The 25,781-nt window shown below is 73.3% G+C and carries 17 protein-coding genes; 7 read left to right on the plus strand and 10 right to left on the minus strand.

Annotated elements, in window-relative coordinates:
- The first annotated feature begins 16 nt into the window (after positions 1 to 16).
- On the plus strand, positions 17 to 8,368 hold the full coding sequence (locus AB0C22_RS30040; RefSeq protein ID WP_357538297.1) for a type I polyketide synthase: 8,352 nt from the start codon (positions 17 to 19) through the stop codon (positions 8,366 to 8,368).
- A 62-nt stretch (positions 8,369 to 8,430) separates the two neighbouring features.
- A complete protein-coding gene (locus AB0C22_RS30045; RefSeq protein WP_219469041.1) occupies positions 8,431 to 10,065 on the plus strand; it encodes a DHA2 family efflux MFS transporter permease subunit in 1,635 nt (544 codons plus the stop codon).
- 77 nt (positions 10,066 to 10,142) lie between these two features.
- Here AB0C22_RS30045 and purU read toward each other — a convergent pair whose 3' ends face one another.
- Positions 10,143 to 10,994, minus strand: a complete 852-nt coding sequence (gene purU / locus AB0C22_RS30050; protein ID WP_219469045.1) for a formyltetrahydrofolate deformylase — start codon at positions 10,992 to 10,994, stop codon at positions 10,143 to 10,145.
- A 122-nt stretch (positions 10,995 to 11,116) separates the two neighbouring features.
- A complete protein-coding gene (locus AB0C22_RS30055; RefSeq protein ID WP_208569094.1) occupies positions 11,117 to 11,605 on the minus strand; it encodes a helix-turn-helix domain-containing protein in 489 nt (162 codons plus the stop codon).
- 88 nt (positions 11,606 to 11,693) lie between these two features.
- Here AB0C22_RS30055 and AB0C22_RS30060 point away from each other — a divergent pair, with 88 nt between their 5' ends.
- On the plus strand, positions 11,694 to 12,542 hold the full coding sequence (locus AB0C22_RS30060) for an alpha/beta hydrolase (RefSeq protein ID WP_219469047.1): 849 nt from the start codon (positions 11,694 to 11,696) through the stop codon (positions 12,540 to 12,542).
- A 144-nt stretch (positions 12,543 to 12,686) separates the two neighbouring features.
- Here the strand turns inward: AB0C22_RS30060 and AB0C22_RS30065 are convergent, their stop codons facing one another.
- The 5 genes from AB0C22_RS30065 to AB0C22_RS30085 form a co-directional block, all read right to left on the minus strand.
- Positions 12,687 to 14,360, minus strand: coding sequence for a lectin (locus AB0C22_RS30065; RefSeq protein WP_357538301.1), 1,674 nt, complete (start codon positions 14,358 to 14,360; stop codon positions 12,687 to 12,689).
- Between the two features lie 183 nt (positions 14,361 to 14,543).
- Entirely contained in the window at positions 14,544 to 14,981 is a 438-nt protein-coding gene (locus AB0C22_RS30070; RefSeq protein ID WP_219469051.1) for a hypothetical protein, read from the minus strand.
- Positions 14,982 to 15,077: 96 nt separating this feature from the next.
- The gene (locus AB0C22_RS30075) at positions 15,078 to 17,336 is read right to left on the minus strand and encodes a catalase (RefSeq protein ID WP_219469055.1); all 2,259 of its coding nucleotides are present in this window, start codon (positions 17,334 to 17,336) and stop codon (positions 15,078 to 15,080) included.
- Positions 17,337 to 17,471: 135 nt separating this feature from the next.
- Positions 17,472 to 17,915: a hypothetical protein gene (locus tag AB0C22_RS30080; RefSeq protein WP_208569099.1), complete on the minus strand. Its 444-nt coding sequence runs from the start codon at positions 17,913 to 17,915 to the stop codon at positions 17,472 to 17,474.
- A gap of 79 nt (positions 17,916 to 17,994) precedes the next feature.
- Positions 17,995 to 18,483, minus strand: a complete 489-nt coding sequence (locus AB0C22_RS30085; RefSeq protein ID WP_357538303.1) for a hypothetical protein — start codon at positions 18,481 to 18,483, stop codon at positions 17,995 to 17,997.
- Positions 18,484 to 18,755: 272 nt separating this feature from the next.
- Between AB0C22_RS30085 and AB0C22_RS30090 the strand changes: the two genes are divergently transcribed.
- The 3 genes from AB0C22_RS30090 (at position 18,756) to AB0C22_RS30100 (ending at position 21,833) form a co-directional block, all read left to right on the plus strand.
- Positions 18,756 to 20,039: a cytochrome P450 gene (locus AB0C22_RS30090; RefSeq protein ID WP_219469059.1), complete on the plus strand. Its 1,284-nt coding sequence runs from the start codon at positions 18,756 to 18,758 to the stop codon at positions 20,037 to 20,039.
- Between the two features lie 170 nt (positions 20,040 to 20,209).
- Complete coding sequence (locus AB0C22_RS30095) at positions 20,210 to 20,470, plus strand: acyl carrier protein (RefSeq protein ID WP_208569101.1); 261 nt, start codon at positions 20,210 to 20,212, stop codon at positions 20,468 to 20,470.
- 139 nt (positions 20,471 to 20,609) lie between these two features.
- Positions 20,610 to 21,833 (plus strand): beta-ketoacyl-[acyl-carrier-protein] synthase family protein, encoded by a 1,224-nt coding sequence (locus tag AB0C22_RS30100; protein WP_357538306.1) that lies wholly within the window; start codon positions 20,610 to 20,612, stop codon positions 21,831 to 21,833.
- Between the two features lie 47 nt (positions 21,834 to 21,880).
- On the opposite strand, the gene AB0C22_RS30105 is transcribed toward AB0C22_RS30100, so the two are convergent.
- From AB0C22_RS30105 to AB0C22_RS30115, 3 genes are read right to left on the minus strand one after another with little or no spacing between them, the layout of a single operon-like run.
- Positions 21,881 to 23,203 (minus strand): glycosyltransferase, encoded by a 1,323-nt coding sequence (locus AB0C22_RS30105; protein ID WP_357538307.1) that lies wholly within the window; start codon positions 23,201 to 23,203, stop codon positions 21,881 to 21,883.
- A 43-nt stretch (positions 23,204 to 23,246) separates the two neighbouring features.
- Positions 23,247 to 23,528 carry a phosphopantetheine-binding protein gene (locus tag AB0C22_RS30110; protein WP_307799566.1) on the minus strand — a complete coding sequence of 94 codons (282 nt, stop codon included), beginning with the start codon at positions 23,526 to 23,528 and terminating at the stop codon, positions 23,247 to 23,249.
- 52 nt (positions 23,529 to 23,580) lie between these two features.
- Positions 23,581 to 24,303, minus strand: coding sequence for a 4'-phosphopantetheinyl transferase superfamily protein (locus tag AB0C22_RS30115; RefSeq protein ID WP_357538309.1), 723 nt, complete (start codon positions 24,301 to 24,303; stop codon positions 23,581 to 23,583).
- Between the two features lie 78 nt (positions 24,304 to 24,381).
- Between AB0C22_RS30115 and AB0C22_RS30120 the strand changes: the two genes are divergently transcribed.
- Positions 24,382 to 25,779 (plus strand): condensation domain-containing protein, encoded by a 1,398-nt coding sequence (locus tag AB0C22_RS30120; RefSeq protein WP_357538311.1) that lies wholly within the window; start codon positions 24,382 to 24,384, stop codon positions 25,777 to 25,779.
- Positions 25,780 to 25,781 lie beyond the last annotated feature (2 nt).

The raw sequence follows: 25,781 nt of genomic DNA on the forward strand, positions 1-25,781 counted from the left end.
TTCGGGTGGTGTGGTGGTGCCGACGTTGCGTCGGGGTGAGGGTGGTGTGGGTCGGGTGTTGTTGTCGTTGGGTGAGGCGTTTGTTGCGGGGGTGGGGGTTGATTGGCGTCGGGTGGTGGGTGCGGGTCGGTTGGTGGATGTGCCGACGTATGCGTTCCAGGGGGAGCGGTACTGGTTGGAGGCACCCCGCAACACCGGCGACGACACGACCGCCACCGGCCACGCCCTGCTCGGTGCCGCGGTGGAGCTGCCCGGCTCCGGCGGGGTGGTGCTGACCGGCAGGGTGTCCCTGACCGACCAGCCGTGGCTGCGTGACCACGCGGTCGGCGACACGGTCGTCCTGCCCGGTACGGCCTTTCTCGACATGGCACTGCGCGCCGGTGACGAGGTCGGCTGTGGCCACGTCGACGAGTTGACCCTGCACCAGCCGCTCGTCCTGACCACCGGTTCCGTGCAACTGCGCGCCGTGGTCGACGCCGCTGACGACGCCGGTCGCCGGCCGGTGTCCATCTTCGCCCGGAGCGGCTCCGGCGAGACGGACTGGACGACGTGCGCCGCCGGTGTCCTCTCCGACAGTGACGACCGGGCACCGGCCGAGGGCCTGGCCGACACCTGGCCGCCGGCCGACGCGGAACCCCTCGACTGCGTCGAGCTCTACTCCGACCTGGCTACCCGGGGCTACCACTACGGCCCGGCCTTCCAGGGCGTACAGGCCGCCTGGCGGCGCGGAAACCAGGTCTTCGCGGAGGTGGCGCTCGCCGCCGAGCAGCACGCCGAGGTGACCGCCTTCGCCATCCACCCGGCGCTGCTCGACGCGGCCCTGCACGCCGGCCTGACCGACCCGGAGGCACCCGCCGCGCCGGTGGAGCTGCCCTTCGCCTGGTCCGGCGTCGCCTTGCACCGCACGGCGGCGACCACGGCCCGGGTCCAGCTCACCCGGACCGCACCCGGTGTCCTGCACCTGGTCGTCACCGACCCGACCGGCGCGGCGCTGGCCACCGTGGACACGCTCGTGATGCGGCCCATCCCCGGCGGCCTGCGGGGACCCGCCACCGACGGCGGCCTGTACGCCATCACCTGGTCACCCTCCGGTGACCGGGAGCCCGCTGCGGCGGACCCGGCGGATGCACCCGACCGGCAGGTGCTGGACCTGACCGACCGGGGGGTCGGCACCACCACCGACGGCGACGCCGCCGAGGCCGCCCGGTTGCTCGTGCACGAGGTCCACGCCGAGGTCACCCACTGGCTGACCGGGGCCGGCACCGACGGGTCCCCGGGCGGGGCCCACCCGTCGAAGCTGGTCGTGGTGACCCGGGGCGGGGTCGCGGTCGGGCCCGACGAGGACGTCGACCCGGCTGCCGCCGCCGTGTGGGGGTTGCTGCGTACCGCCCAGATCGAGCACCCGGACCGGATCGTGCTGATCGACCTGGACGACGACGAGCGCTCCCGGGCCGCCGTCACCGTCGCCGGGTTCGGCACCGAGCCACAGCTCGCCATCCGCTGCGGCGTCGAGCACCGGGCCCGGCTCACCCGGCTCGCCCCACCCGGCGACGCCTCGCGGGCCACCGCCGGGACGCGCAACGACGGCACCGTCCTGATCACCGGTGCCTCCGGGGTGCTCGGTGGGGTCTTCGCCCGTCACCTGGCCACCCGATATCCCACCCAGCGGCTGCTGCTCGTCGCCCGGCGCGGTGCCGCCGCACCCGGGATGGCCGAGTTGACCGCCGCGCTGGGCGACCTCGACGCCCGGGTGGAGGTGGCGGCCTGTGACGTGACCGACCGGACGCAGCTCGCCCGGCTGCTCGACGCGATCCCCGCCGCGTACCCGCTCACCGCCGTGGTGCACGCCGCCGGGGTGCTGGACGACGGACTGCTCACCTCCCTGCGCCCCGAGCAGCTCGACGCCGTCCTGCGGCCGAAGACCGCGGCGTGGCACCTGCACGAGTTGACCCGCGACCTCGACCTGGCCGAGTTCGTGCTCTTCTCGTCGGTGACCGCGACCCTGGGCAACGCCGGTCAGGCCAACTACACGGCGGCGAACGGCTTCCTGGACGGCCTGGCCGCTCACCGACGCGCCCACGGCCTGCCGGCCACCAGCATCGCCTGGGGCCTGTGGGCCACGGCCTCCGGCATGACCGCCCACCTGAGCCGGACCGACCTGAACCGGCTGGGCCGCGACGGGATCGGCGCGTTGGACGAGGCGGCGGGCCTGGCGCTGTTCGAGGCGGTCCGGGCGGGCCACCCGACCGGCCCGGACCCGTTGCCGGCGACCGTGGTCGCCGCCCGGCTGGACGAGGCCGCGCTCCGCGCGAAGGCGACCGCCGGGCTGCTGCCCGCCCTGTTCGGGGACCTGGTCCGGGTCGCCCCACGCCGGGTGCGGGCGACCGCCGGTGTCGACGCCGGTCAGTCCTGGGAGCGGCGGATGGCGGCGCTCCCTGCGGCCCGGCGTCGGGAGGCGGTCACCGAGCTCCTGCGCGGCGCGGTGCTCACCGTCCTCGGACACGACCCGGCCGGGACGATGGAGGCCGACCGCACCTTCAAGGACTTCGGCTTCGACTCGCTCAGCGCGGTCGAGCTGCGCAACCGGATCGGGGCCGCCACCGGGATCACCCTGCCGGTCACCCTGGTCTTCGACCACCCCACCCCGGCCGCGCTCGCCGAACACCTCGACCAGCGGGTCTCCGGCGGCACCGGTCCCGCCCCGACGCCGGTCGCCCCGACGGTCGGGCCGGCCGACGAACCCATCGCGATCGTGGCGATGGGCTGCCGCTACCCGGGTGGTGTCGAGTCCCCGGAACAGCTGTGGCGGCTCGTCGCCGACGGTGTGGACGCGGTGGGCGGGTTCCCCCGCAACCGGGGCTGGGACATGTCCGGTCTGCTCGACTCCGGCTCGGACGGGCCCGGCACCAGCCACGCCGACCAGGGTGGTTTCCTCTACGACGCCGACCGGTTCGACGCCGACTTCTTCGGCATCAACCCCCGCGAGGCCGCCGCGATGGACCCCCAGCAACGGCTGCTGCTCCAGACCGCCTGGGAGACGTTCGAACGGGCCGGCCTGCCGTCGGCCACCCTGCGCGGCAGCCGTACCGGCGTGTTCGTCGGGGTGATGTACGGCGACTACGGGGCCCGGCTCGCCACCGCGCCCGAGTCCTCCGAGGGCTACCTCTACAACGGCAGTGCCGGCAGTGTCGCCTCGGGACGCATCGCGTACACCTTCGGGTTGGAGGGGCCGGCCGTCACCGTCGACACGGCCTGCTCCTCGTCGCTGGTGTCGGTGCACCTGGCGGCGCAGGCCCTGCGTCGGGGCGAGTGCACGATGGCCCTCGCCGGTGGTGTCACCGTGATGGCCACCCCCAAGACGTTCATCGAGTTCAGCAGGCAGGGCGCGCTCTCCACCGACGGCCGGTGCCGGGCCTTCTCGTCGTCGGCGACGGGCACCGGATGGGCCGAGGGGGTCGGTCTGCTGCTGCTCGAACGGCTCTCCGACGCCGAACGCAACGGGCACGAGGTGCTCGCCGTGTTGAGCGGCTCCGCCGTCAACCAGGACGGGGCCAGCAACGGGATGACCGCGCCGAACGGGGCGGCCCAGCGTGCGGTGATCCGGCAGGCGCTCGCCTCGGCCGGGCTCACCGGCGTCGACGTCGACGCGGTGGAGGCCCACGGCACCGGCACCCGGCTCGGCGACCCGATCGAAGCCGAGGCCCTCATCGCGACGTACGGCGTCGGACGCTCCCCGCAGACGCCGCTGTGGCTCGGCTCGCTCAAGTCCAACATCGGCCACGCGCAGGCCGCCGCCGGGGTGGGTGGTGTGATCAAGATGGTGCTCGCGATGCGCCACGGCACCCTCCCGCGCACCCTGCACGTGCAGGAGCCGACGCCGCACGTGGACTGGTCGGCCGGCGCGGTCCGCCTGCTCGACGAGGCCCGGGACTGGGTCGCGGTGGCCGACCGTCCCCGCCGGGCGGGCATCTCGTCGTTCGGCATCAGCGGCACCAACGCCCACGTCATCGTCGAAGCTCCCGCGCCGGCCGGACGCCCCGGCGACGACGTCCCGGACAGCCCGTCCGCCGACGCGGGGAAGGAACCGGCCGGGGTAGCGCCGGGCACGGACGATGGCGGTGCCGGGGCGGCGGCCCTCCCGGTCCTCGTTCCCCTCTCGGCGCGTACCGCCGAGGCACTGCGCGGTCAGGCCCGCCGGTTCGCCGCCGCCCTGGCCGACCTGCCGCCCGGCTCCGACGGGCAGCGGGCGCTGGTCGCGGACACGGCGTACACCCTGGGTCGGCGGGCGGTGTTCGCGCACCGCGCGGTGCTGGTCTGCCGGGACCACGACGGCCTGCTCGCCGGCCTGTCCGCGCTCGCCGACGGCGGCGTGGCCGGCGGCGTCGTCACCGGGCGCGGCACACCCGGCGGGTTGGCCCTGATGTTCACCGGGCAGGGCAGCCAGCGTCCCGGCATGGGCGCCGAGTTGTACGCCACCGAACCCGTCTTCGCAGCGGCCTTCGACGCGGTCTGCGCCCACCTCGACCCCTACCTGGACCGTCCCCTGCGCGCAGTGGTCTTCGCCGCCCCCGACTCGGCCGACGCCGCGCTGCTGGACCGGACCCGCTACACCCAGGCGGCCCTGTTCGCCGTGCAGACGGCGCTCTACCGGCTGGTCGAGCGGGCCGGCATCGTCGCGGACCGGCTGATCGGCCACTCGATCGGTGAGGTCGTCGCCGCGCACGTGGCCGGGGTGCTCACCCTGCCCGACGCGTGCCGGCTGGTGGCGGCCCGCGGCCGGCTGATGGAGTCGGCCCCCGAGGGCGGCGCGATGATCTCGATCCGGGCCGACGAGGCCACCGTGACCGCCCTGCTCGGGCCGGACGCGCACCGGTTGAGCATCGCCGGGATCAACGGCCCGGAGTCGGTGGTCGTCTCCGGCGACGCCGACGCGGCGCAGCGGGTCGCCGAGCGGTGCCGGGCCGACGGCCTCGGCACCCGGCAGCTGCGCGTCAGCCACGCCTTCCACTCCGCACACATGGACGGTGTGCTGGCGGAGTTCGTCCGCCTCGCCGGCGAGTTGACCTTCCACGAACCCGAGATCCCGATCGTCTCCAACGTCACCGGTCGCACGGCCACCACCGAGGAACTGACCTCACCCGACTACTGGGCCCGTCACCTGCGCGGCACGGTCCGGTTCCACGACGGGGTCCGCACCCTGCACGCCGACGGGGTCCGGATCTTCGTCGAGCTGGGACCGGACCCGGTGCTCGCCGCGATGGTGCAGGGCAGCATCGGCGGTGCGGAGCCGGCACCGGTGACCGTGGCCGCGTTGCGGACCACCCAGCCGGAGCAGGACACCTTCGCGGCGGCCGTGGCGACGGTACTGGCCAACGTCGAACACCCCGACCCGGTGGCGGTGCTGGCCGCGCGCAATCCGGCCGGCCGGCTGGTCGCGTTGCCCACCTACCCGTTCCAGGCCACGCGGCACTGGCTCGACGCCCCGGCCCCGGTCGGGGACACCCGCGCCGCCGGCCAGGACACCGCGGGTCACCCCCTGCTCGGTGCCGTGGTCGAGTTGGCCGACGGGGCGGGTGAGCTGCTCACCGGTCGACTCTCGGTGGCCGACCAGCCGTGGCTGGCCGACCACGCGGTCGGCGGGGTGGTCACGCTGCCCGGCGCGGCGATCGCCGACCTGGCCGTCCGGGCTGGCGACCAGGTCGGGTGCGGGCGGGTCGACGAGCTCACCTTCCGGACGCCGATCGTGCTGCCGGCGCAGGAGGCCGTCCGGCTCCAGGTCACCGTCCGGCCGGCCGACGGGTCGGGGCGTCGGGCCTTCACCGTGCACACCCAGCCGCAGGACCGCTCCACGCCGTGGCGGCTCAACGCCGACGGAGTGCTCGGCACCGAGGCGGCCACGCCCGCCGGGTGGCCCGAGGGCGACGCGCCGTGGCCGCCGCACGGGGCGTCGCCGGTGGACCCGGACGCCCTGCACGCCGACCTGGTGGCCGCCGGCCTGGCGGTCGGCCCGGCCTTCGCGGGCGTACGGGCGCTGTGGCGGGCCGGTGACGTCCACTACGCCGAGGTGGCCCTGCCCGACGAGGTGTCGTCCGACGCCGCCGGTTTCGGCCTGCACCCGGCGCTGCTCGATGCGGCACTGCGCGCCGTCGCGTTCGGCGTCCCACCGACCGACCGGCTGCACCTGCCGTTCACCGTCGCCGGTTTCGCCCTGCACGCCGGCGGCGCGACCACCGCCCGGGTACGGCTCGCGCCGGGCTCCGGGGCCGGCACCGTCTCCGTGTCGTTGGTCGACCCCGCCGGTGCGCCGATCGCCGACATCGACGAGTTGGCCCTGCGGCCGTACCAGCCGGACAGCGGGCCGACTGGTGGCCTCTACCGTCTCGACTGGCACCCCGTGGCGCTGCCGGCCGTCGACCCGAGCCCGCACCCCCGGTGGGCGGTGCTCGACGACGGTCGCGTCCTGGCCGACTCGGCGGCGGAGCTGCTCGGCCCGGCCGCCCTCTTCGTCGACATGACGGCCGTCCACGAGGCGGTGACGAACGGGGCCCCGCCGCCGTCGGTGATCGTGGTCGACGCGGTCTCCTCGATCGCCACGAGCCGGGCGATGGCCGCGCTCGCACCGCCGTTGGCCGCCGAACGGGCCGTCGCCGACACGCTGGAGTTGTTGCAGCAGTGGCTGGCCGACGACCTGCTCGCGGACGTCGGTCTGGTGGTGCTCACCGAACTGGCGGTCGCCGCGCGCCCGGGTGAGACGCCCGATCCGGCGATGGCCGCGGTGTGGGCGATGCTCGGTAGCGCGCAGAGCGAGCACCCGGGCCGGATCACGGTGGTCGACGTGGACGGCACGCCGGCCTCGATCACCGCACTGCCGATGGCGCTGGCCGCCCGGGATCCCCGGCTGGCCCTGCGTGACGGCGTCGCCCTCGCTCCCCGGCTCTCCCCGCTTCCCGCCTCGGCCCGGACCGCCGGGGACCGGCCGGACCCGACGGCCACGACGGGTGACCGGCTCGACGCCGACGGCCCCGTGCTGATCACGGGTGCGACCGGCGCGGTGGGGGCCGTGCTCGCCCGGCACCTCGTCGCACAGGGTGTCCGTCGGCTGGTGTTGACCGCCCGGCGCGGCCCGCAGGCGCCCGGCGCGGCGGAACTGCTCGCCGACCTGACCGCCGCCGGTGCCACCGCCACCGTCGTCGCCTGCGACGTCGCCGACCGGGACCGGTTGGCCGAGGTGCTCGACGCGTACCAGCCGGGTGCGGTCTTCCACGCCGCCGGTGTGCTCGACGACGGGGTGCTCACCGGGCTGACCGCGCAACGCTGTGCCGCCGTGCTGCGCCCCAAGGCCCGGGGCGCGTGGAACCTGCACGAACTCACCCGGGGTCGACGCCTCTCGGCTTTCGTGCTGTTCTCGTCGGTGGCCGCCACCGTCGGGACCGCCGGTCAGGCCAACTACGCGGCGGCCAACGGTTTCCTGGAGGCGCTGGCCGGGCAGCGTCGCGCCGAGGGACTTCCCGGCCTGGCCGTCGGCTGGGGGCTGTGGGGCACCGGCGGTATGGCCGGCGAGCTGGGCGCGGCGGACCGGGCCCGGCTGGCCCGCATCGGCATCTCCCCGATGGCCGCGGCCGATGCGCTGGGCCTGCTCGACGAGGCGCTCGCCGGGGTCGACCCGTACCTCCCGCCGGTCGTGGTGGCTGCGGCGTTCGCGCCGGCGGCACTACGCGCGGCGGCCGGGGCCGGTGGGCTGCCGGACGTCCTCACCGCACTGGCTCCCGTGGTGCCCGTGCCGGCCCGCCGGGCGGCGGCCGTGAGCTCCGCCCCCGGGAACGACCCGGGCAGTCTCACCGACAGCCTGGCCGCCCTGTCGACCCAGCAGCGTGGCGAGCGGCTGCTGGACCTGGTCCGCACGGAGATCCGCGGCGTCCTGGGTTACACCGACGCGGAGGTCGTGGACGACGAGCGCAGCCTGCGCGACATGGGTTTCGACTCGCTCACGGCGGTGGAGCTGCGCAACCGGCTGAACACCGTCACGGGACTGCGGCTGCCGACCACGCTCGTCTTCGATTTTCCGACCGCGGTGGCGCTGTCGGAGCAGATCGGCACCCGTCTGGTGCCGGAGACCGGTGAACCCGCCGGAGCGGTGCTGGCCGTGCTGGACCGGCTGGACGCTCTGCTGGCCACCCGCGACATCCCCGACGGGGAGGAGGACGACATCGGTGAGCGACTGAGGAATCTGCTGTGGAACTGGCAGGGCCGGCAGGGCGGCGACGAAGCCGCCGGGGGCGCCGACGAACTCGACACGATCGACGACGACGACCTGTTTCACACATTGGACCGGGAGCTCAGCGGTCCGCATCCGGATCGGCTCCCCTGACCGGCACGCGACCGTGTGGTCGGCACCGGTAACCGCATCATGAGGCATGGAAGGGAAATATCTTGAATAGGCTGCGCGGAAACCCGTGGGCGGTGCTGGCGACACTGTCGATCGGTTTCTTCATGACCCTGTTGGATCTCACGATCGTCAACATCGCCATCCCGGACGTGATGTCCGACCTGGGCGCCTCGTTCAACCAGGTGCTCTGGGTGATCAGCGCGTACTCGCTGGTCCTCGCCGTCCTGTTGATCACGACCGGGCGGCTCGGTGACCTGAAGGGACCACGGCTGCTGTTCCTCACCGGTACGGCGCTCTTCACCCTGGCGAGCGTCTTCTGCGGTGCGGCACAGAACCCCGGCCAGCTCATCGGGGCGCGGGCCGTGCAGGGCATCGGCGCGGCGATGATGGTGCCGCAGACCCTCGCGATGATCATCGGTATCTTCCCGCCGCAGCGGCGGGGCACGGCCATGGGCGTCTGGGGTGCGGTCGCCGGTGTCGCCACCATTTCCGGTCCGACCCTCGGCGGTCTGCTGGTGTCGACCTTCGGCTGGCGGTCGATCTTCTTCGTCAACGTGCCGTTGGGCATCGCCGTGCTGGTGCTGACCCCACTGCTCATCCCCAACATGAAGCCGGACCGCAAGCACCGCTTCGACGTGGTCGGCGTGCTGATCGCCACCGCGGCGCTGTTCTGCGTGGTGTTCGCCCTCAACGAGGGGGAGCGTTACGACTGGAGCGCGAAGATCTGGGCGTTGCTCGCGGTCGGGGTGGTGTTGATCGGCGTCTTCATCGCCCACCAGCGCACCAAGCAGGACGACGAACCGCTGGTGCCGTTCGCGTTGTTCCGGGACCGCAACTACACGATCATGAGCATCAACGCGGCCGTCGTCTCGATGGCGATGCTCGGACTGGTCCTGCCGATGAACCTCTACCTCCAGCAGGTCCTGGGGATGGACGCGTTGCACGCCGGCCTGACGCTGGCACCCTCGCCGCTGGTCGCGATCATCGTGTCCCCGTTCGCGGGTCGGCTGTCGGACCGTATCGGCGGCAAGTTCGTCCTGCTCTTCGGTCTGACCATGTACGCCATCGGCATGGTCATCCTGGTCAGCCTGGCCCAGTTGGACAGCAAGTGGTACACCTTCCTGCCCGGTCTGCTCGTCGCCGGCGCCGGCACCGGGTCGTTGCTGGCGCCGATGGCGACCGAGGCGATGCGCGGGGTCAACCCGCGGCTGGCCGGAGCGGCGTCCGGGCTGAACAACACGGTGCGGCAGCTCGGTTCGGTGCTCGGTCTGGCGATCGTCGGCGCGCTGATCCAGAGCCGGCTCGCCACCACGGTCCGGGAGGAGGCGACCGCGCAGGCCGGGCAGTTGCCGGCGGACGTGCGTGACCGGTTCGTCGACGCCGGGGTGCAGGCCGGGGCCGGTGGTCCCGGTGGCATCTTCGGTCACCTGCCGGGCGACCTGCCGGACCAGCTCCGGGCCCAGATCGCGACGGTCTTCACCAACGTGTACGACCATGCCTTCCTGTCCATGTTGAAGACCAACTTCCTCTTCCCGATCGCCATCGTCGTGGTCGCGGCGGTGCTCACCACGTTCGTCCGGCGGCGGCCCCCGGCCCCGACCCCGCCGGGCACCGCGGTGCCCGCACCGGCGCCGGCCGCTGCGGCTGCGGTGGCCCCGACCGAGGCAAGCCGGACGTAGCACGGCTGACACCCGAGACGACGTGTCCCTGGTCCGCAGTCGCGGCCGGGGACACGTCGTTTCGGGTCGGGCGGGGTTCAGAAGACCAGCACCCGGTTGTCGTACTGGAGCAGCCGGTCGGCGCAGTGCCACTCGACGGCTCTGGCCAGGACGGTCCGTTCCACGTCCGCGCCGAGCCGGACCAGGGTGGCGGTGGTGTCCCGGTGCGAGGTGCGGATCACGTCCTGCTCGATGATCGGCCCTTCGTCCAGCGCGGCGGTGACGTAGTGCGCGGTGGCGCCGATGAGCTTCACGCCGCGCTGCCGGGCCCGCTCGTACGGGCCGGCGCCGGGGAACGCTGGTAGGAACGAGTGGTGGATGTTGATCACGGGGACGCCGACCTTCTCCAGGAACCCGCCGCTGAGGATCTGCATGTAGCGGGCCAGCACGATCAGGTCGCACTGCCCGGCCAGCAGGTCGGCGAGGGCACCCTCGGCGGCGTCCCGGGCGCCGGGCCGGACCGGGACCTCGTGGAAGGGCACGCCGAATCCGGTGACGGTGTCGCGCAGGACGGGGTGGTTCGAGGCGACCAGGGTGACGTCCGCGGCCAGCTCTCCGCGCCGCCACCGCCAGAGCAGGTCGACCAGGCAGTGGTCGGCCCGCGAGGCCAGGATCGCGATCCGTTTGACCTGTCGGGCGTCGCTGAACCGCCACCGCATGCCGAACGGCTCGGCGATGGCGGTGGCGAACTGGTCGCTCAGGCCCGCCCGTCGCTCGGGTGCGATGGTGAACTCGGTACGCAGGTAGAACTGACCGCCGCTGGGTTCGCTGGTGTACTGGTCCAGCTCCACGATGCTGGCTCCCCGCAGGTGCAGGAACCTGGCCACGGCGGCGATGATCCCCGGCTGGTCGGGGCTGGACACGATGAGACGAAGGGTGTCGACCGACATCTGCTCTCCTCGACGATCTCGGGGTGCCCGGGAAGGTGACACCCCGACGCCGAGCCTGCCCTGCGGACCTAACGCGGATCCTGCGTCGTGCCGTCGTGCCGTCGTTCACCCGTCCGTCGGGCTCATCCGTCGCTCGCCTCGGTGCCACCGCGGAGCCGCAGGAGCGCCTGCGGGGTGAGGCTGCGGGCGAGGGTCTCCAGGGCGGCGGTGATCTCGGCGATCCGCTGCGGGTCGTCGGTGCCGAGTGCCGTGGCCAGCGCGCCGTCGATCGAGGCGGCCCTGATCTGGACGACCCGGTCGGAGACCTGCTGTGCGGTGTGCAGCAGCAGCCGTCGCCGGTCGTGGGGGTCGGCCACCGCGTCGATGGCACCGGCCTTGCGCAGGCGTGCGGCGCAGACCGACACCTTGCTCTGCGGGAAGCCCGTCCGCTCGGCGATCTCGCTGACCGAGGTGCCCGGATGGGCCCGGATGTCGCTTGCCACGATGAGCACCGAGCGGTGCAGCGCCGGGTGGGGGTCTACCCCCTCGGTGGGGATCGCCTCTTCGCCGATCTTCATGAGGGTGCGCCCCAGGAGGAACAACTCGATGCCGTTCACCCGTTCAGAGTACATCAGAAACGATCCATCATTCGAGATGCATCTGATACGATGCTTTTATCGGCGCGGGGCCCGCCCGTCCGTCAAGCGCATGGAGATGCACATGTCCGCAACCGACACCCTCCGGACCGGTACGCTCGCCGTCGCCGGCGCCCGCCTCTACCACGAGGTCCGGGGCAGCGGCCCGGTCCTGCTGATCGGCCAGAGCGGTGAGGGTGACGCCCGCCGGACCGCCGACCTGGTCGCACAGCTCGCCGACGCGTACACCGTGGTGACCTACGACCGGCGCGGGCTGTCCCGCAGCGCGCTCACCGACCCCGACCGGCCGGTGACCCTGGCCGACCACGCGGACGACGCCGCCCGCCTGCTGGCCGCCCTCACCGACGAGCCGGCCGCGATGCTCGGGTGCAGCCTCGGTGCCTCGATCGGGCTCCGCCTGGCCGTCCACCATCCCGGCCGGCTGCACACGCTGGTCGCCCACGAACCGGTCTCGCCCCGGCTGCTGCCCACCGGCGAGCGGACCCGCCACGAACGCGAACTGCTCGACGTCCAACGCCTCTACGCCGCCCGTGGACTGACCGAGGCCATGCGCGAGATCGCCCGGGTGCTCGGCATCGACCCGACCTGCCAGCAGGCCGAGCCCGACCTCACCCCGCAACCGTTCACGCCGCGCCGGGTCGCCAACTTCGACACGTTCATCCGCCGGGACTTCACCGCGATCGTCGGCGACGACCTGCGCCCGGCCGACCTGCCCGGCTGCGGCACCCGGATCGTCCCGGCCGTCGGTGCCCGCACCGCACCGGAGGTCTTCGACCGCCGGTGCGCCGACCGGCTGGCCGAGCTGCTCGGGACCGCACCGGTGGTCTTCCCCGGCGGCCACAACGGCAACACCACCCACCCCCGGGGGTACGCGGCCACGCTGCGCCGGGTCCTCACCGCCGCGCAGCGCTGACCGGCGGAGCCGACCACCCACCGTGCGGCGTGGCACCGGGGCGCCGACCACCCGCCGTGCGGCGTGGCACCGGGGCGCCGACCACCCGCGGTGCGGTCCCGCGTGCCGGTGGCGCATCGGCGGCCGGTGCCGGGGTGGGACGGTTCAGCCGCGACTCCACCGCTGGCTGGTCGCGCCGTTGCAGTCCCAGATCTGGGTACGGGTGCCGTTGGCCGTGCCGTTGCCCACCAGGTCCAGGCACCGGCCCGAGCCGACCGCCGTGACGGTGCCGTCGGCGTTGAAACGCCACTTCTGGTTCGACTGGCCGTTGCAGTCCCAGATGATCACCGAGGTGCCGTTGGCGGTGCCGGCGTTGTTGACGTCCAGGCACTTGGTGCCGTAGACCCGCAGCTCCTGGCTGCCGGTCGAGGTCCACGACTGGTTGGTCTGGCCGTGGCAGTCCCAGACGATGGCGGTCGCGCCGTTGGTCTGCGTCGCGCCGTTGACGTCGAGGCACCGGCCGGCGGAGACGCTGCGTACGGCCGACGTCGTGCCCGGCGGGGGCGTCGTCGGTGGGGGAGTGGTCGGCGGCGGGGTGGTCGGGGGTGGCGTCGTGGGCGGCGGGGTGGTGGGCGGGGGCGTGCCGCCGCCGGTGACCAGGAACATCGCCGCGCCGTGCGCCGGCACCGAGGCGCTGATCGTGCCGGTCGACGTCGAGCTGCTGTGCGCCCACAGGTCCCGCACCGCGTAGGACGACGCGCTGCCGAGGCCGAGCGCGCTGGCCGTGGTGGTGACCGTGGCCGTGCCGCCGCCCCGGTTGAGCAGCACCGTGGCCACCCCGCCGGAGGACATCGGCTTGCGCCAGACCTCCAGGTCACCGCTGTCACTGATCTTGTAGCCCTGCCGGCCGCCCCAGTCCTGGTTGACCGCGATGACGTCGGTGTTGGTCAGGATGGTCCGGGTGGCCGCCGACATGGTGCGCAGGTCGTTGCCGGCCAGCAGTGGGGCGTTCAGCAGTGCCCACAGGCTGAAGTGGGCCCGCGACTCGGTCTCGGTGGGGCCGTTGCCGACCTCCAGCATGTCCGGGTCGTTCCACGCGCCGGGACGGGCGTACGAGTCCTTGCCGACCTGCTGGTCGAGGATGCCCATGATGGAGTTCCAGTTGCCGCCGATGTCGCCGGTGTTGCGCCAGGAGTTGCCCACCGACGCGCCCCAGGTCCAGACGCTGTCCTGGCCCCAGTTGCACAGGCTGTAGAGGATCTGCCGGCCGGTCGCCGCCAGCGCGTCCCGCATCGCCGTGTAGCGCTGCTGTCCGCTGCGACCGAGGTGGTCGCCGCAGTTGTCGTACTTGAGGTAGTCGACGCCCCAGGACGCCCAGAGGTTGGCGTCGCGCTGCTCGTAGTTGATGCTCGCCGGGTAGCCGGCGCAGGTGGTGGTCCCGGCCGAGGAGTAGATGCCCAGCTTGAGGCCCTTGCCGTGGACGTAGTCGGCGAGCGCCTTCATGCCGCTGGGGAACTTCGCCGGGTCGGCGACCAGGTCGCCGCTGGCGTTGCGCTGTCTGGTCGACCAGCAGTCGTCGATGTTGACGTACTCGTAGCCGGCCGCCGCCATGCCGCTTGTCACCAGCGTGTCGGCGGTCTGCCGGATGAGCGTCTCGTTGACGTTGCAGCCGAACGAGTTCCAGTCGTTCCAGCCCATCTGCGGGGTGCGGGCCAGGCCGTTCTCCAGCGCCTGCGCGGGCGGGGCGCTGCCGAGCACCGCCGCGCCGGTGACCACCGCCGTGCCCAGGGTCGCCGCCAGCAGTACGGGGGACAGCAGGGCGACTCGTCGTCTGAACATGCGCACGCTCCTTGCCGGGGTGCAGGCCACGATTCGTAATACATCGACGTTCGCCAACGTAATTCGTCTGACATCTGACGTCAATACGCGCCCATCGGCCGTACCCGGGGCCGGCCTGCGCCGCCCTCGCCCGGGCCGCACCGCCCGCCGTCCGCCGTCCGCCGTTCGCCGTCCGGGGGTCGGTCACCGGACGTCCGGGCTGCACACCTTCCAGTCGCCGTCCTGCCGCTCGACGTTCAGCCCCACCGTCCGGGGTGCCTGGTCCGAATAGGTGACCTCGGCGGTCACCCACCGCAGGGTCGGTCCCTCGCTCAGGCGCTTGACCGTCACGTCGGTGATCCGGAACCCGGTCACCCCGTACCCGGCCGCAGGACGGTCCAGCCAGTCCGCCCGCGACTCGCGGCGTCGGTCGGCCGCACACAACATGTCGTACGCGCCGTTGTCGTCATGCCTGACCACTGCGGACAGGTAGGCGTCGGCGGCGGCGCGGATGCCGGGCTCCTCCCTCGCGTCCTTGTGGGACAGGTAGAAGCCGGCGGCCGGTGTGCCACAGCAGAGCAGCACGCCGACGCCGACGATAGCGATGACGAAACCCCGGTCGGAGAGGTCCTTCTCGGCCACCGCACCGACGGTACGGGCCGGCGGCAAGGTGCCCACCGGCCCGGCCGCGACGGGTGTCCACCGTGCACCACGGCGGACACCCGTCGACAGCCCCCGTCAGGAGACCGAGGCGGGGAACCGGTCCCACACCCGGTGCGCGGCCAGCAGGGGCTGCGCGTCGGCGAGCACGCCGCTCGGCGAATCACCGGCCACCACGCCCGCCGCGCCGGCCACCCCGGCCAGCTCCAGCACCCGCACGCCGTCACCCCACGCGCCGATCACCTTGGCGTGCCGCCAGCACTCCTGCACCAGCAGCAGCACCCGGGGGTCGACCACGGTGGCGTCCGCCGCGCCCGCCTTGGCGTCCCGGGCCGGCAGCGCGTCGGGGGCCGGCGCGGGGGCCCCGGCCAGCAGCAGCGCGTCCAGCTCGACCGAGCGGCCGGTGGCGAAGGTCCGCTGCACCGTCAGGCCGCCCACCGTGCCGCCGTGCGCGGCGATCACCAGCGGCACCATGCCGGCGGCGGACACCTCCCGGCGTACCTGCTCGACGTCGTCGGTGTCGGCGTCCGCGTCGACCACGATGCCGACCGTCCGGCCGTCGGCCGGCCAGACGCGGCCGAGCTGGGACAGCGCCGGGCTGGGCGTGACGTCGGCCAGCGGCACGGTCGGCTCCGGTGCCGGCAGGCCCAGGCCGGTGGCCACCTGCGCGCAGAGCACCGGGTCGATGTTGGCCAGGCACTGCAACTGCCGTTCCCGAATCGCCTGGTGGTAGCACTTGCCCAACTCGAAGGTGTAGGCCCGGACGATGTGCTCCCGCTCCACCGGCGACATGCTCAGCCAGAACAGCCGGGCCTGGCTGAAGTGGTCGTCGAAGGAGGCCGGGTTGGCGCGGACCTTCGGGGCCTCGGCCACGGTGACCGGCACGTCGACGAACGCGTTCTCGGCGTCCCCGGCCGGGAACGGGTTGCCCCCGTCGAGCGAGTTCGGCCGGTACGGCGCGACCCCGGCGTGCACGGCCTGCTGGTGGAACCCGTCGCGGAGCATGTCGTTGACCGGCGCGTGCGGCCGGTTGATCGGGAGCTGCGAGAAGTTCGGCCCGCCCAGCCGGGTGAGCTGGGTGTCGACGTACGAGAAGAGCCGCCCCTGCAACAGCGGGTCGTTGGTGACGTCGATGCCCGGCACCAGGTGGCCGAGGTGGAAGGCGACCTGCTCGGTCTCGGCGAAGAAGTTCGTCGGCGTCCGGTTGAGCACCAGCTTCCCGACCGGCTGCACCGGTGCCAGCTCCTCCGGCACGATCTTGGTGGGGTCGAGCAGGTCGATGCCGGCGAAGGTCTCCTCCGGGGTGTCCGGGAAGACCTGGAGGCCGAGTTCCCACTCCGGGTACGCGCCGGCCTCGATGGCGTCGTAGAGGTCACGCCGGTGGAAGTCGGGGTCCATGCCGCTGAGCAGCTGTGCCTCCTCCCAGTCCAGCGAGTGCACGCCCAGCTTCGGCTTCCAGTGGAACTTCGCCAGCACCGTCGCCCCGGCGGCGTCGACCAGCCGGAAGGTGTGCACCCCGAAGCCCTCCATGGTCCGGTACGAGCGCGGGATGCCCCGGTCGGACATGTTCCACAGGGTGTGGTGCTGCGCCTCGGTGTGCAGCGAGACGAAGTCCCAGAAGGTGTCGTGGGCGCTCTGCGCCTGCGGGATCTCCCGGTCCGGGTGCGGCTTGCCGGCGTGGATGATGTCGGGGAACTTGATCGCGTCCTGGATGAAGAAGACCGGCATGTTGTTGCCGACCAGGTCGAAGGTGCCCTCGTCGGTGTAGAACTTGGTGGCGAATCCCCGGGTGTCCCGGACGGTGTCGGCCGAGCCCCGGGACCCCAGGACGGTGGAGAACCGGACGAACACCGGCGTTTCCTTACCCTTGCGCAGGAAGCCGGCCCGGGTGACCTCTTCGGCGCCGTACCCGGTGAAGACGCCGTGCGCGCCCGCGCCCCGGGCGTGCACCACCCGCTCCGGGATGCGTTCGTGGTCGAAATGGGTGATCTTCTCGCGGAGGTGGTGGTCCTGGAGCAGCGTCGGCCCGCGCGGACCGGCCTTGAGTGAGTGGTCGGTGTCGCGCAGCCGGGCCCCCTGCGCGGTGGTGAGGAACTCGCCCTGCTGGCCGTTGGCGACGGCCGGTGCGCCGGTGGCCGCGCCGGTCGGGGTACGGGTCTGCGGTGCGCCCTGTTCCTTCTTGGGTGGCAGCGGACCGTGCGGGGTGGTGGGCTCCTCGACGGTCGGCGGGGCGGTGCCCGGTGCGCCGGGCACCTCGGGGGTGATCAGGTGGGACACCTTCTCGGCTGCGGCGTCCACCACGTCCTTGACGACTTCGGTCGGCTTGCGGGATTCCATCTGGGTGGCACCTCTTTGTGCGGAGCGGGGAACGGGTCTTCTTCCCCTACCCGGGCATCCCACCGCAAAACACGCAGGGCCGTCCGGTACGCCGCCGCCCGCCGCCCGCCCGGGCACCGCGCTGCCGCCGTGGGGTCAGCGCAACGCGCGGAGGGTGACGGCGGTGACCGCGCCGTACGCCAGGTGCGGGACCAGGTCGGCTACCCAGTCGGTGGCCGACCAGGTCCGCGGGTCGGTGACCCGCAACAGGGTCAGCGGGCCGTTGGAACCGATCATCGCCAGGCCGGTCAGCGCGAGGGTGGACACGCCCAGCGGCAACCGGCGACCACCGGCCGCCACGTAGCCGACGGCGGCGGCCACCGAGGTGACGTAGCCGAGCAACGGCCCGAGCCCGGACCGCCGGTTGGTGGCGGTCCGGGCGTCACCGAGGTCGACGTGGGCCAGTTCGGCCAACCGGCCGGCGCTGTCCTCGGCGGTGCTGCTGGCCGGCCGGGCCCGGACCACCATGTCGAGGTAGGTGACGGCGTTGAGGGCGGACGCGCCGGCCGCACCGGCGATCAGGGCTCTGCTGGTCGGCATCATCCCTGCCGCGTACCCGCCTGAGCGGCGGTGACACCCCGGAGCACCGCCCGCCAGCCGGGACACCGGCCGCTGCCGGTCAGGAGACCGCTGCCGTCACCAGTTCCCGGACCCGCTTCTCCACGGTAGGGCTCCAGGTACGCAACGCGTACGACACCGGCCAGAGGTCACCGTCGTCGAGGTGCGCCGCCTCCTGGAAGCCCAGGGTCGAGTACCGGTAGTTGAACTTGCCGGCGTCCTGGAAGAAGACGACGATCTTGCCGTCCTCGTTCGCGTACGCGGGCATCCCGTACCAGGTCTTCGGGGACAGCTGCGGAGCCGCCGTGACCACCGTCAGGTGCACCCGCTCGGCCAGCGCCCGGTCCGCCGGGGCCATCTGGGCGATCCGGTCCAGCACCGCCTGCATCCCGTCGGCCTTCTTGGCGCCCTTCTTCCCCTCGGCACGCAACTCGGCGGCGCGTTCCTGCATCGCGGCGCGCTCCTCGGCGCTGAACCCGCCGGCACCGGCCCCGGCGGCCTCTCCGGCGGTGCCGCCGCCGGACGCGGCGGTCGAACTCTTCGTGGACACGCTGTCTCCCTCACTGGGTGGACGAGGCGCGGCGTCCTGCCGGCCACCTGGGAAAAGGCTATGGTCCGGTGCCGCCGCCCGCTTCTCGATTCCTGACCAACGGCAGGCGGCCGGATGATCCCACCGTGGGGCAGGACCGGGCTGCGCCGGTCCACCCGGGTTGGCGGCCGGCTGGCGGACCCGTCGTCGGGGGTGCCGGTCGTGGACACGTCGCCGTCGATGCGTCTATGGTCACCGCATCCTCCGCCCGTGCCCGTCGTCCGAGGAGCGCCATGGGTTTCCCGGTATCCCTCGACGACCTGCTCGGCGACGAGGTACGCCGCGACCCGTACCCGTACTACGCCCGGCTGCACGAGCTGGGGGAGGCCGTCGCGCTCGCCCCGACGGCCCCGTACGCCGCGGTGGTCCACGGGTACGACGCCGCCCACCGGGTCCTGCGTGATCCGGTGTTCCGGGTGCTCGACGCGGACCACCTGGACCGGGCCGGCCTGCGCTGGCGGGACCACGCGGTGATCCGGACCCTGCAGGCCAGCATGTTCAACGCCCCGCCCGACGACCACGCCCGGATACGCCAGTTGTTCGGCCAGGCGCTGACCGCCCGCCGGGTCACCGCGTTGGAACCGGCGATCCTGCGCATCGCCGACCGGCTGCTCGACGGGCTCGCCCGGGAGGGCGCGGACGGCCGACCGGTGGACTTCATGGCCGCGTTCGCGTTGCCCCTGCCCAGTGCCGTCGTCGGCGAGCTACTGGGGGTGCCCGAGCGGGACCGGGGGTGGTTCCCGGCGCGGGTGCGGGCGTTCGACGCGGTGCTGGAGATCGGACCGCGTTCGTTCCGGGAGATCCGGGCCGCCAACGTCGCCGCCGACGAACTGACCGCCTACTTCACCGACCTGCTGGCCGTACGCCGGGCGGAGCCCCGCGACGACCTCGTCTCGGCGCTGGCGGCGATCCGGGACGGACGCCCCGACCAGCTGTCGGAGGCCGAGCTGCTGGCCAACCTGATCGTCATGTACAACGCGGGGTTCCGGACCACGGCCAACCTCTTCGGCACCGGGCTGACCCTGCTGTTGGCGCGGCCGGCGGCGTTGGCCGCGTTGCGCGCCGACCACAGCCTCGCCCCGGCCTACGTGGAGGAGATCCTGCGGTACGAGCCACCGGTGCACTTCGCCGTGCGCTACGCCGCCGAGGACACCGACATCGCCGGAGTCGCCGTCCCCCGTGGACGGTCGGTGCTGGTGCTGACCGGTGCGGCCAACCGCGACCCCCGACGGTTCCCCGACCCGGACTCCTTCGACCCGTCCCGCCCGGACAACCGGCACCTGGCCTTCAGCGCCGGGCCGCACTACTGCGTCGGCGCGGCGCTCGGCCGGGCGGAGGGGCGGCTCGTCCTGCCCCGGCTGCTGGACCGGTTCCCGGCGCTGGCGCTCGCGGCGGAGCCCGGCGAACGGCGGCAACTCATGCTGCGGGGTCACGACCGGCTCCCGGTGCGGCTCGTCGCTGCGGACACCGATCGGTCCGCCGGCACCGTCCGGGTGGACCTTGCGAATCGGTCTTGATTGAGTAAGGTCGATTCACACGGAGCGGCTGCTCCGGTGACCAGAACGGCGACGGTCACGCCGACGTCGTACCCGGTCTCCGGCCGCGTCCCCGGCCACCTGTCACGCCTCCCGCGCCCCACCGGCTGCCGGGCCCGCCGACGCCGACCTCCGGAAAGGAAACAACGGCCATGACCGACGAGATCCGCGCGTTCCTCTTCGCCGCGCTGACCGAGATGAAATACGACATCGAGGGCGCCGACGACGACACGGTGTTCGGTCCGGCCGGCCTCGACGTGGACTCGCTCGGCCTCGCCGAGCTGGCCGTCCGGGTGGAGGACCGGTTCGGGGTGGCGTTCGACGACGACGAGGCCGAGGCCCTGGCGATGATGACGGTCGGCGAGTTCTGCGGCGCGGTGTCCCGGCGCATCCAGCCCGCCTCGGCGCACTGACCGTGCCCGCCGCGCCACCCGCCCGGACGCCCGTCGACCGGTCGGCTGACCGGGCCCGGTGCGGTCGGGCCCACGGTTGTCGTCGGTGCGGCCGGGGTGTCGCCGGGACCGGGCGGGAGGGACGCGCGTGCGTGCGGGTGTGACGGTTACCGGGATCGGGCTGGTGAGCCCCGTCGGCAACACCGCCGCCGAGGTGTTCGACGCGGTCTGCGAGGGCCGCTCCGGCCTACGCCGACCACCCGGGGGGCACCCGGTCGACGGGGTCGTCGACGTCGCGGCGTTCAGCCCGGACATCGACCCGGCCAGTGTGCTGCCCGGCCCCGAGTCCCGGGTGGTGGACCGCTCGATCGTGATGGTCCTGCGGGCCGCCGAGGACGCGTTGGCCGACGCCGGTGTCGAGGTGGGCCGGGACGTCGACCCGTACCGCGTCGCCGTCATCGTCTCCGGCGTCGGCGGCCTGTCGACCCTGGCGAGCCAGGTGCTCGCGCGGGCCGAGCGGGGCCGGTTCGGGGTCAGCCCGTACCTGCTGCCCGGGACGCTGCCGAACATGGGCGCGGCACGGATCGCCATCCGGTTCGGCATCCGGGGCTACACCTCGTCGATCGGCACGGCGTGCGCGTCAGGTGCCCAGTCCCTCGGCGAGGCGCTGCGGATCCTGCGCGCCGACGAGGCCGACATGGTGGTCTGCGGGTCCAGCGAGGCGCCGCTCTTCCCGGCCTTCGTCGACGCGTTCGGCAACGCCCGCGCGCTCGCCCACGGCTGGTCCGACCCGACGGCCGCGAGCCGTCCGTTCGACCGTCGCCGCAACGGTCTCGTCCTCGGCGAGGGGGCCGGGGTGTTCGTCCTGGAACGCACCGCGCACGCCGTGGCGCGCGGCGTCCCCCGGTACGCCGACCTGCTCGGGTGGGGGGCGAACAACGACGCCTACCATCCCACCACCCCGCGCCCCGACGGGTCCGGGGCCGCGCACTGCATGCGGGCGGCGCTGCGCGACGCCGGTCTGCACGCCGACGAGATCGGCTACCTCAACGCCCACGGCACCAGCACCAAGGCCGGTGACACGGCCGAGATCGCCGCCCTGCGTGACGTCTACGGCACGGCCACCCCGCCGGTGAGTTCCACCAAGGGCGTCACCGGGCACCTGCTCGGCGTCTCCGGGGTGGTCGAGGCGGCCATCGGCATCGAGGCGCTGCGCCGCGGTCTGCTGCCGCCGACGCACAACCTCGACGACCCGGACCCGGCCGACGAGGTCGACCACATCCGCAAGCAGCCCCGGGCCGTCCCGGTGACCACCGTGATGTCCAACTCGTTCGGCTTCGGCGGCCACAACGTCAGCCTGGTGTTCGGCCCCGCCGGGGGCTGACCGGCCGGGGCCGCCCGAGCGGGCACCGGCCGGCCGCACCGGGCGGTTCAGCGGATCGTGAGCACCGTCGCGGTGTCGTGTACGCCGACCGTGACGTCGAAGTGCTGGTGCAGCATGTCGGTCAGGTAGTCGAGGTCCGCCACGAGGGGCACCGGCAGCATCGCCCGCTGGTCCGGGACGGCGTGGGTGGCGACCAGCTCGATCCGGTCGGCCTTGAGCAGCCCCCGGGTCAGGAAGGCCGGCAGGTCCTCGGGGAGGAGACAGCGCCACAGGTCGACGTTGACGATCAGATCGAGCGCACCGGCCTTGAACTGCTGGAGCACGGTGCCGAGCAGGTGCGCGTTGGTCGGGCCGGGCGGCGCGTCGTGGTCGAAGGTCTGCGAGTCGGGGCCCAGCTCCAGGGTGGACACCCCGTTGCCGATGACCAGGGCCGCGCCGGTGGCCAGCTCCGCGCGCAGCGCGGCGGGCAGCACCGCCGGCCGCCCCAACCCCGCCCGCCGGTACGCGTCGATGGCCTGGCCGTAGAGCCGGATCCGGCCCAGGTGCCGCCCGAACGTGTTGATCGAATACAGCACCTCGACGTCGTAGCGCAGGTGCTTGCGCAGCAGGTACTTCATGTTGTCCATCGAGGCGAGCCCGTTGGACGTCTTGCGGAAGTGCGGCAGATGGTAGGACGTCGCCTCGACGTCCAGTTCGAACAGGTCGGGCCGGGCCCCGTGCAGGTGGAAGATCCGGTAGAAGAACTCCAGATCCTCGAACCCCCACTTGACGATCGTCTCGTCGAAGCCGCCCACCCGCAGGAACGACTCCCGGTCCACCGACGCGTTGTGGGTCAGCCCGAGCACCCAGGGCGCGCTGGGGAAGTCGTGGATCCGTTGCGGGTGGGAGATGTCCTCCAGCCGGGGGTCGCCGCGCTCGGCGTCGAGCAGCTCCGCCCCGATCGGCTCACCCCGGCGCAGCGCGTCCGCACCGGCCCAGTCGAGGTCGTACCGCTGACCCAGCAGCACCCCGGGCCGGCCGTCGAGGGCGTCGTGGTGGGCCCGGTGCCGGGCCAGCAGGGTCGGGTGGGCCACCGTGTCGGCGTCCAGGAACAGCAGGGTGTCGGCGTGGGCGCGGGCCGCCGCCGCGTTGCGGTTGGCACTGCGGCCCCGGTTGGCTTCGCTGCGTACGCAGTCGATCCGCAGCCGGTCGGCATAGCTCCCCACGAGAGCGGTGAGCGGTTCGGCCGAACCGTCGTCACCGACGATGACCTCGAATTCCTGTGGCGGCAGGGTTTGCCGGGTCAGGGACGTCAGCGTCGTGTCGAGCGCCGTGCCGTTGTTGTGGGCGGGGATCACCACGCTCAGCCGGGGCTGGTCCATGGTCGGCATGTGACTCCTTCGCGAAACGCCGGCCAGGCCCCGTCGCGGGCCGTCAGCGGGGGGTGCAGTGCGCGGTGATGTAGTCGGCCAGGTCGGCGACCGTGGTCATCTGGTCTTCGTCCAGATCCTCCACGTCGATCTGGATCTCCAGCTCGTCCTCGATCTCGAGCAGCAGCTCCAACGCGAGGGAGGAGCTGAGGCCCAGCTCGTCCATCAGCTGGGTCCGTTCGGTGACCGGGGCCGGCGGCCTGAGCATCCGGGTCAGCAGCGTGGTCATGCTGTCGACGACCTGCGCACGCAGCTGCGGCGCAGTGGCCGTGTCGGACTCTGTCACGGGACCCTACGCTCCACCATGGAGCCATCAGAGCAAACGTGATCGTCGGGTGTCAACGGGTGCGACGATCTTCAGCCGGGGTGCCGGCGGGACGATCCGTCCACCCGGTCGGACCGTACGACGTCGCGACGTCGAACGGCGGCTCGCCGGCGAGCGCCACCGCGACCCGGTACCCGCCCGGGGTGGCGACGTCGGTGACCCGGTGCACCCCCACCGGGTCGCCGCAGCGCACCACGTCGTCGCGGTGCACCGGCAGCGCCAGCTGGGGCCAGAGCCGACCCCCGGCGGCCTTGACCACCGCCTCCTTACGGGCCCACAGCCGGGCGAACCGGTCGGCCCGGGCGGCGGCGTCGGGCCCCGAGCGGACCAGCCGCGCCTCCTCGGCGGCGAAGAACCGGTCGGCCAGCGCCACCGGGTCCAGCCCCGGCGTCGGATGCTGGATGTCCACCCCGACCGCCCGGTCGCCGGCCACGGCGATCGCGACGAGTTCGTCGGAGTAGGACAGGCTCGTCTGCGGGCCACCCCGGGGGTGGGTCAGCGTCGGTTTGCCGTGCCGGCCCCGCCGCCAGCTGAGCCGCTCGGGTGGCAGGTCCATCGCACGGCCCACCAGGACGCGCAGCGCGCCGTGCGCCACGGTGAACCGGTCCCGGGTGGCCGCCTGGGCGAGCGTCGCCGCGCGGGCCCGCTCGTCGGCGTCGAGCAGCGCCCGGTACCGGGCCAGCTCGTCCGGGGACACCCGGGCCGACACGATCCAGATCCGGACGGCGTCGGGCATGGCCGTACCCTAACGCCACCGCGGCGGCGGCGATTTGTGACGTTGACACGTGCCGATTCGCGTTGCTCTGATGGACCGATGTTCGCGCAGACCGCCGAGGCGCAGGTGCTCGTCCCGTTCGCCGGCCCGGGGGCGGGCACCGCGCCGCTGACCTGGGGTCAGCTCGCGATCATGCAGGACATGCGGGAGACCGGGTGGACGCACAACGTCAGTGGCGCGCACCCGGTGCCGGCCGGGATCACCGTGGCGGAGGTGGCGGCGCAACTCGGCGACCTGATGAGCCGGCACCCGGCGCTGCGGATGCGGCTGGGCACCGACGAGCACGGCGAACCCTGCCAGGTGGTGTCCGCCGCCGGGGAGGTCGCCCTCGACGTGCTGGACGTCCCGGACGACGCCGACCCGGCCGACGTGGCGAAGTTCGCCTACGAACTGGGCCACGCCCGGCTGCTGGCCCACTACGACCTCTACCGGGACTGGTCGGTGCGGATGGCGGTGGTCCGGCACCGGGGTGCCCTGGTGCACCGGGTGCTGACCCTCGACCACCTGGTGGTCGACGGCACCGCGACCGCCCTGCTGATGGCCGATCTCGGGCTGGTCGACCTGACGGCCCGGCGGGCGCCCGACCCGCGTACCGTGCAGCTGCTCGATCTTGGCCGGCGGGAGCGCACACCGCCACTGCGCCGGGTCAGCGACCGGGCGGTCCGGCACTGGGAGTCGCACCTGCGCGACATCGCGCCGTCGACCTTCGGTGCGGTCACCAACCCGGCCGGGCGACACGGCCGGCGGTTCTGGCACGGCCGGTTCAGCTCACCCGCGGCCTACCTGGCGGTGCAGGCCATCGCCCGACGGACCAGGACGGACACCTCCCGGGTGCTGCTCGCGGTGATCGCCGTGGCGGTCGGCCGGGCCACCGGGGTCAGCCCGCTGACCGCCAAACTCATCGTCGGCAACCGGTTCCGGCCGGGGTTCGCCGAGGCCATCGCCCCGCTGAGCCAGAACGGCGTGCTCACCGTGGACGCCACCGACACCACCGTGGACGAGGTGGTGGCCCGGGCCCGCAAGGCCTCCGTCGCCGCCGGGATGTACGCCTACTACGACCCGGTGCAGCTCGCCGAGGCCAGCGCCCGGCTCGACGACGAACGCGGGTACCCGGCCCGGGTCACCTGCCGGATCAACGACCGTCGGGTGGTGACCCGGCAGGCGGCGGACGACGGCGCGCGTACCGAGGAGGTGACCCCCGAGCAGATCCGGCGGAAGGCAGCCGAGACGTTCCTGGTCTGGGACGGCACCCTGGACCACCTGCCAGAACAGGCGTTCATCACCGTCGAGGACCAGCCGGAGACCATCTTCCTCCAGGTCATCTTCGACCTGGGCTGTTTCACCGAGACCCAGGCCGAGGCGCTGCTGCGCGGGGTGGAGGAGGTGGCCGTCGAGGCGGCGTTCGACCCGACGGCCCCCACCCGGATCACCGGCTGAGC

It is taken from the genome of Micromonospora sp. NPDC048894 (genome assembly GCF_040649765.1).
GTDB classification, from domain to species: domain Bacteria; phylum Actinomycetota; class Actinomycetes; order Mycobacteriales; family Micromonosporaceae; genus Micromonospora; species Micromonospora antibiotica.

Coding starts and splice junctions, on each gene's coding strand:
- AB0C22_RS30115 (WP_357538309.1), bottom strand. CDS start 24,303: ATGCCCGACGCCGTCCGGATCTGGATCGTGTCGGCCCGGGTGTCCCCG.
- AB0C22_RS30075 (WP_219469055.1), bottom strand. CDS start 17,336: ATGGAATCCCGCAAGCCGACCGAAGTCGTCAAGGACGTGGTGGACGCC.
- AB0C22_RS30055 (WP_208569094.1), bottom strand. CDS start 11,605: ATGTACTCTGAACGGGTGAACGGCATCGAGTTGTTCCTCCTGGGGCGC.
- AB0C22_RS30065 (WP_357538301.1), bottom strand. CDS start 14,360: ATGTTCAGACGACGAGTCGCCCTGCTGTCCCCCGTACTGCTGGCGGCG.
- AB0C22_RS30095 (WP_208569101.1), top strand. CDS start 20,210: ATGACCGACGAGATCCGCGCGTTCCTCTTCGCCGCGCTGACCGAGATG.
- AB0C22_RS30105 (WP_357538307.1), bottom strand. CDS start 23,203: ATGCCGACCATGGACCAGCCCCGGCTGAGCGTGGTGATCCCCGCCCAC.
- AB0C22_RS30090 (WP_219469059.1), top strand. CDS start 18,756: ATGGGTTTCCCGGTATCCCTCGACGACCTGCTCGGCGACGAGGTACGC.
- AB0C22_RS30060 (WP_219469047.1), top strand. CDS start 11,694: ATGTCCGCAACCGACACCCTCCGGACCGGTACGCTCGCCGTCGCCGGC.
- purU (WP_219469045.1), bottom strand. CDS start 10,994: ATGTCGGTCGACACCCTTCGTCTCATCGTGTCCAGCCCCGACCAGCCG.
- AB0C22_RS30080 (WP_208569099.1), bottom strand. CDS start 17,915: ATGCCGACCAGCAGAGCCCTGATCGCCGGTGCGGCCGGCGCGTCCGCC.
- AB0C22_RS30120 (WP_357538311.1), top strand. CDS start 24,382: ATGTTCGCGCAGACCGCCGAGGCGCAGGTGCTCGTCCCGTTCGCCGGC.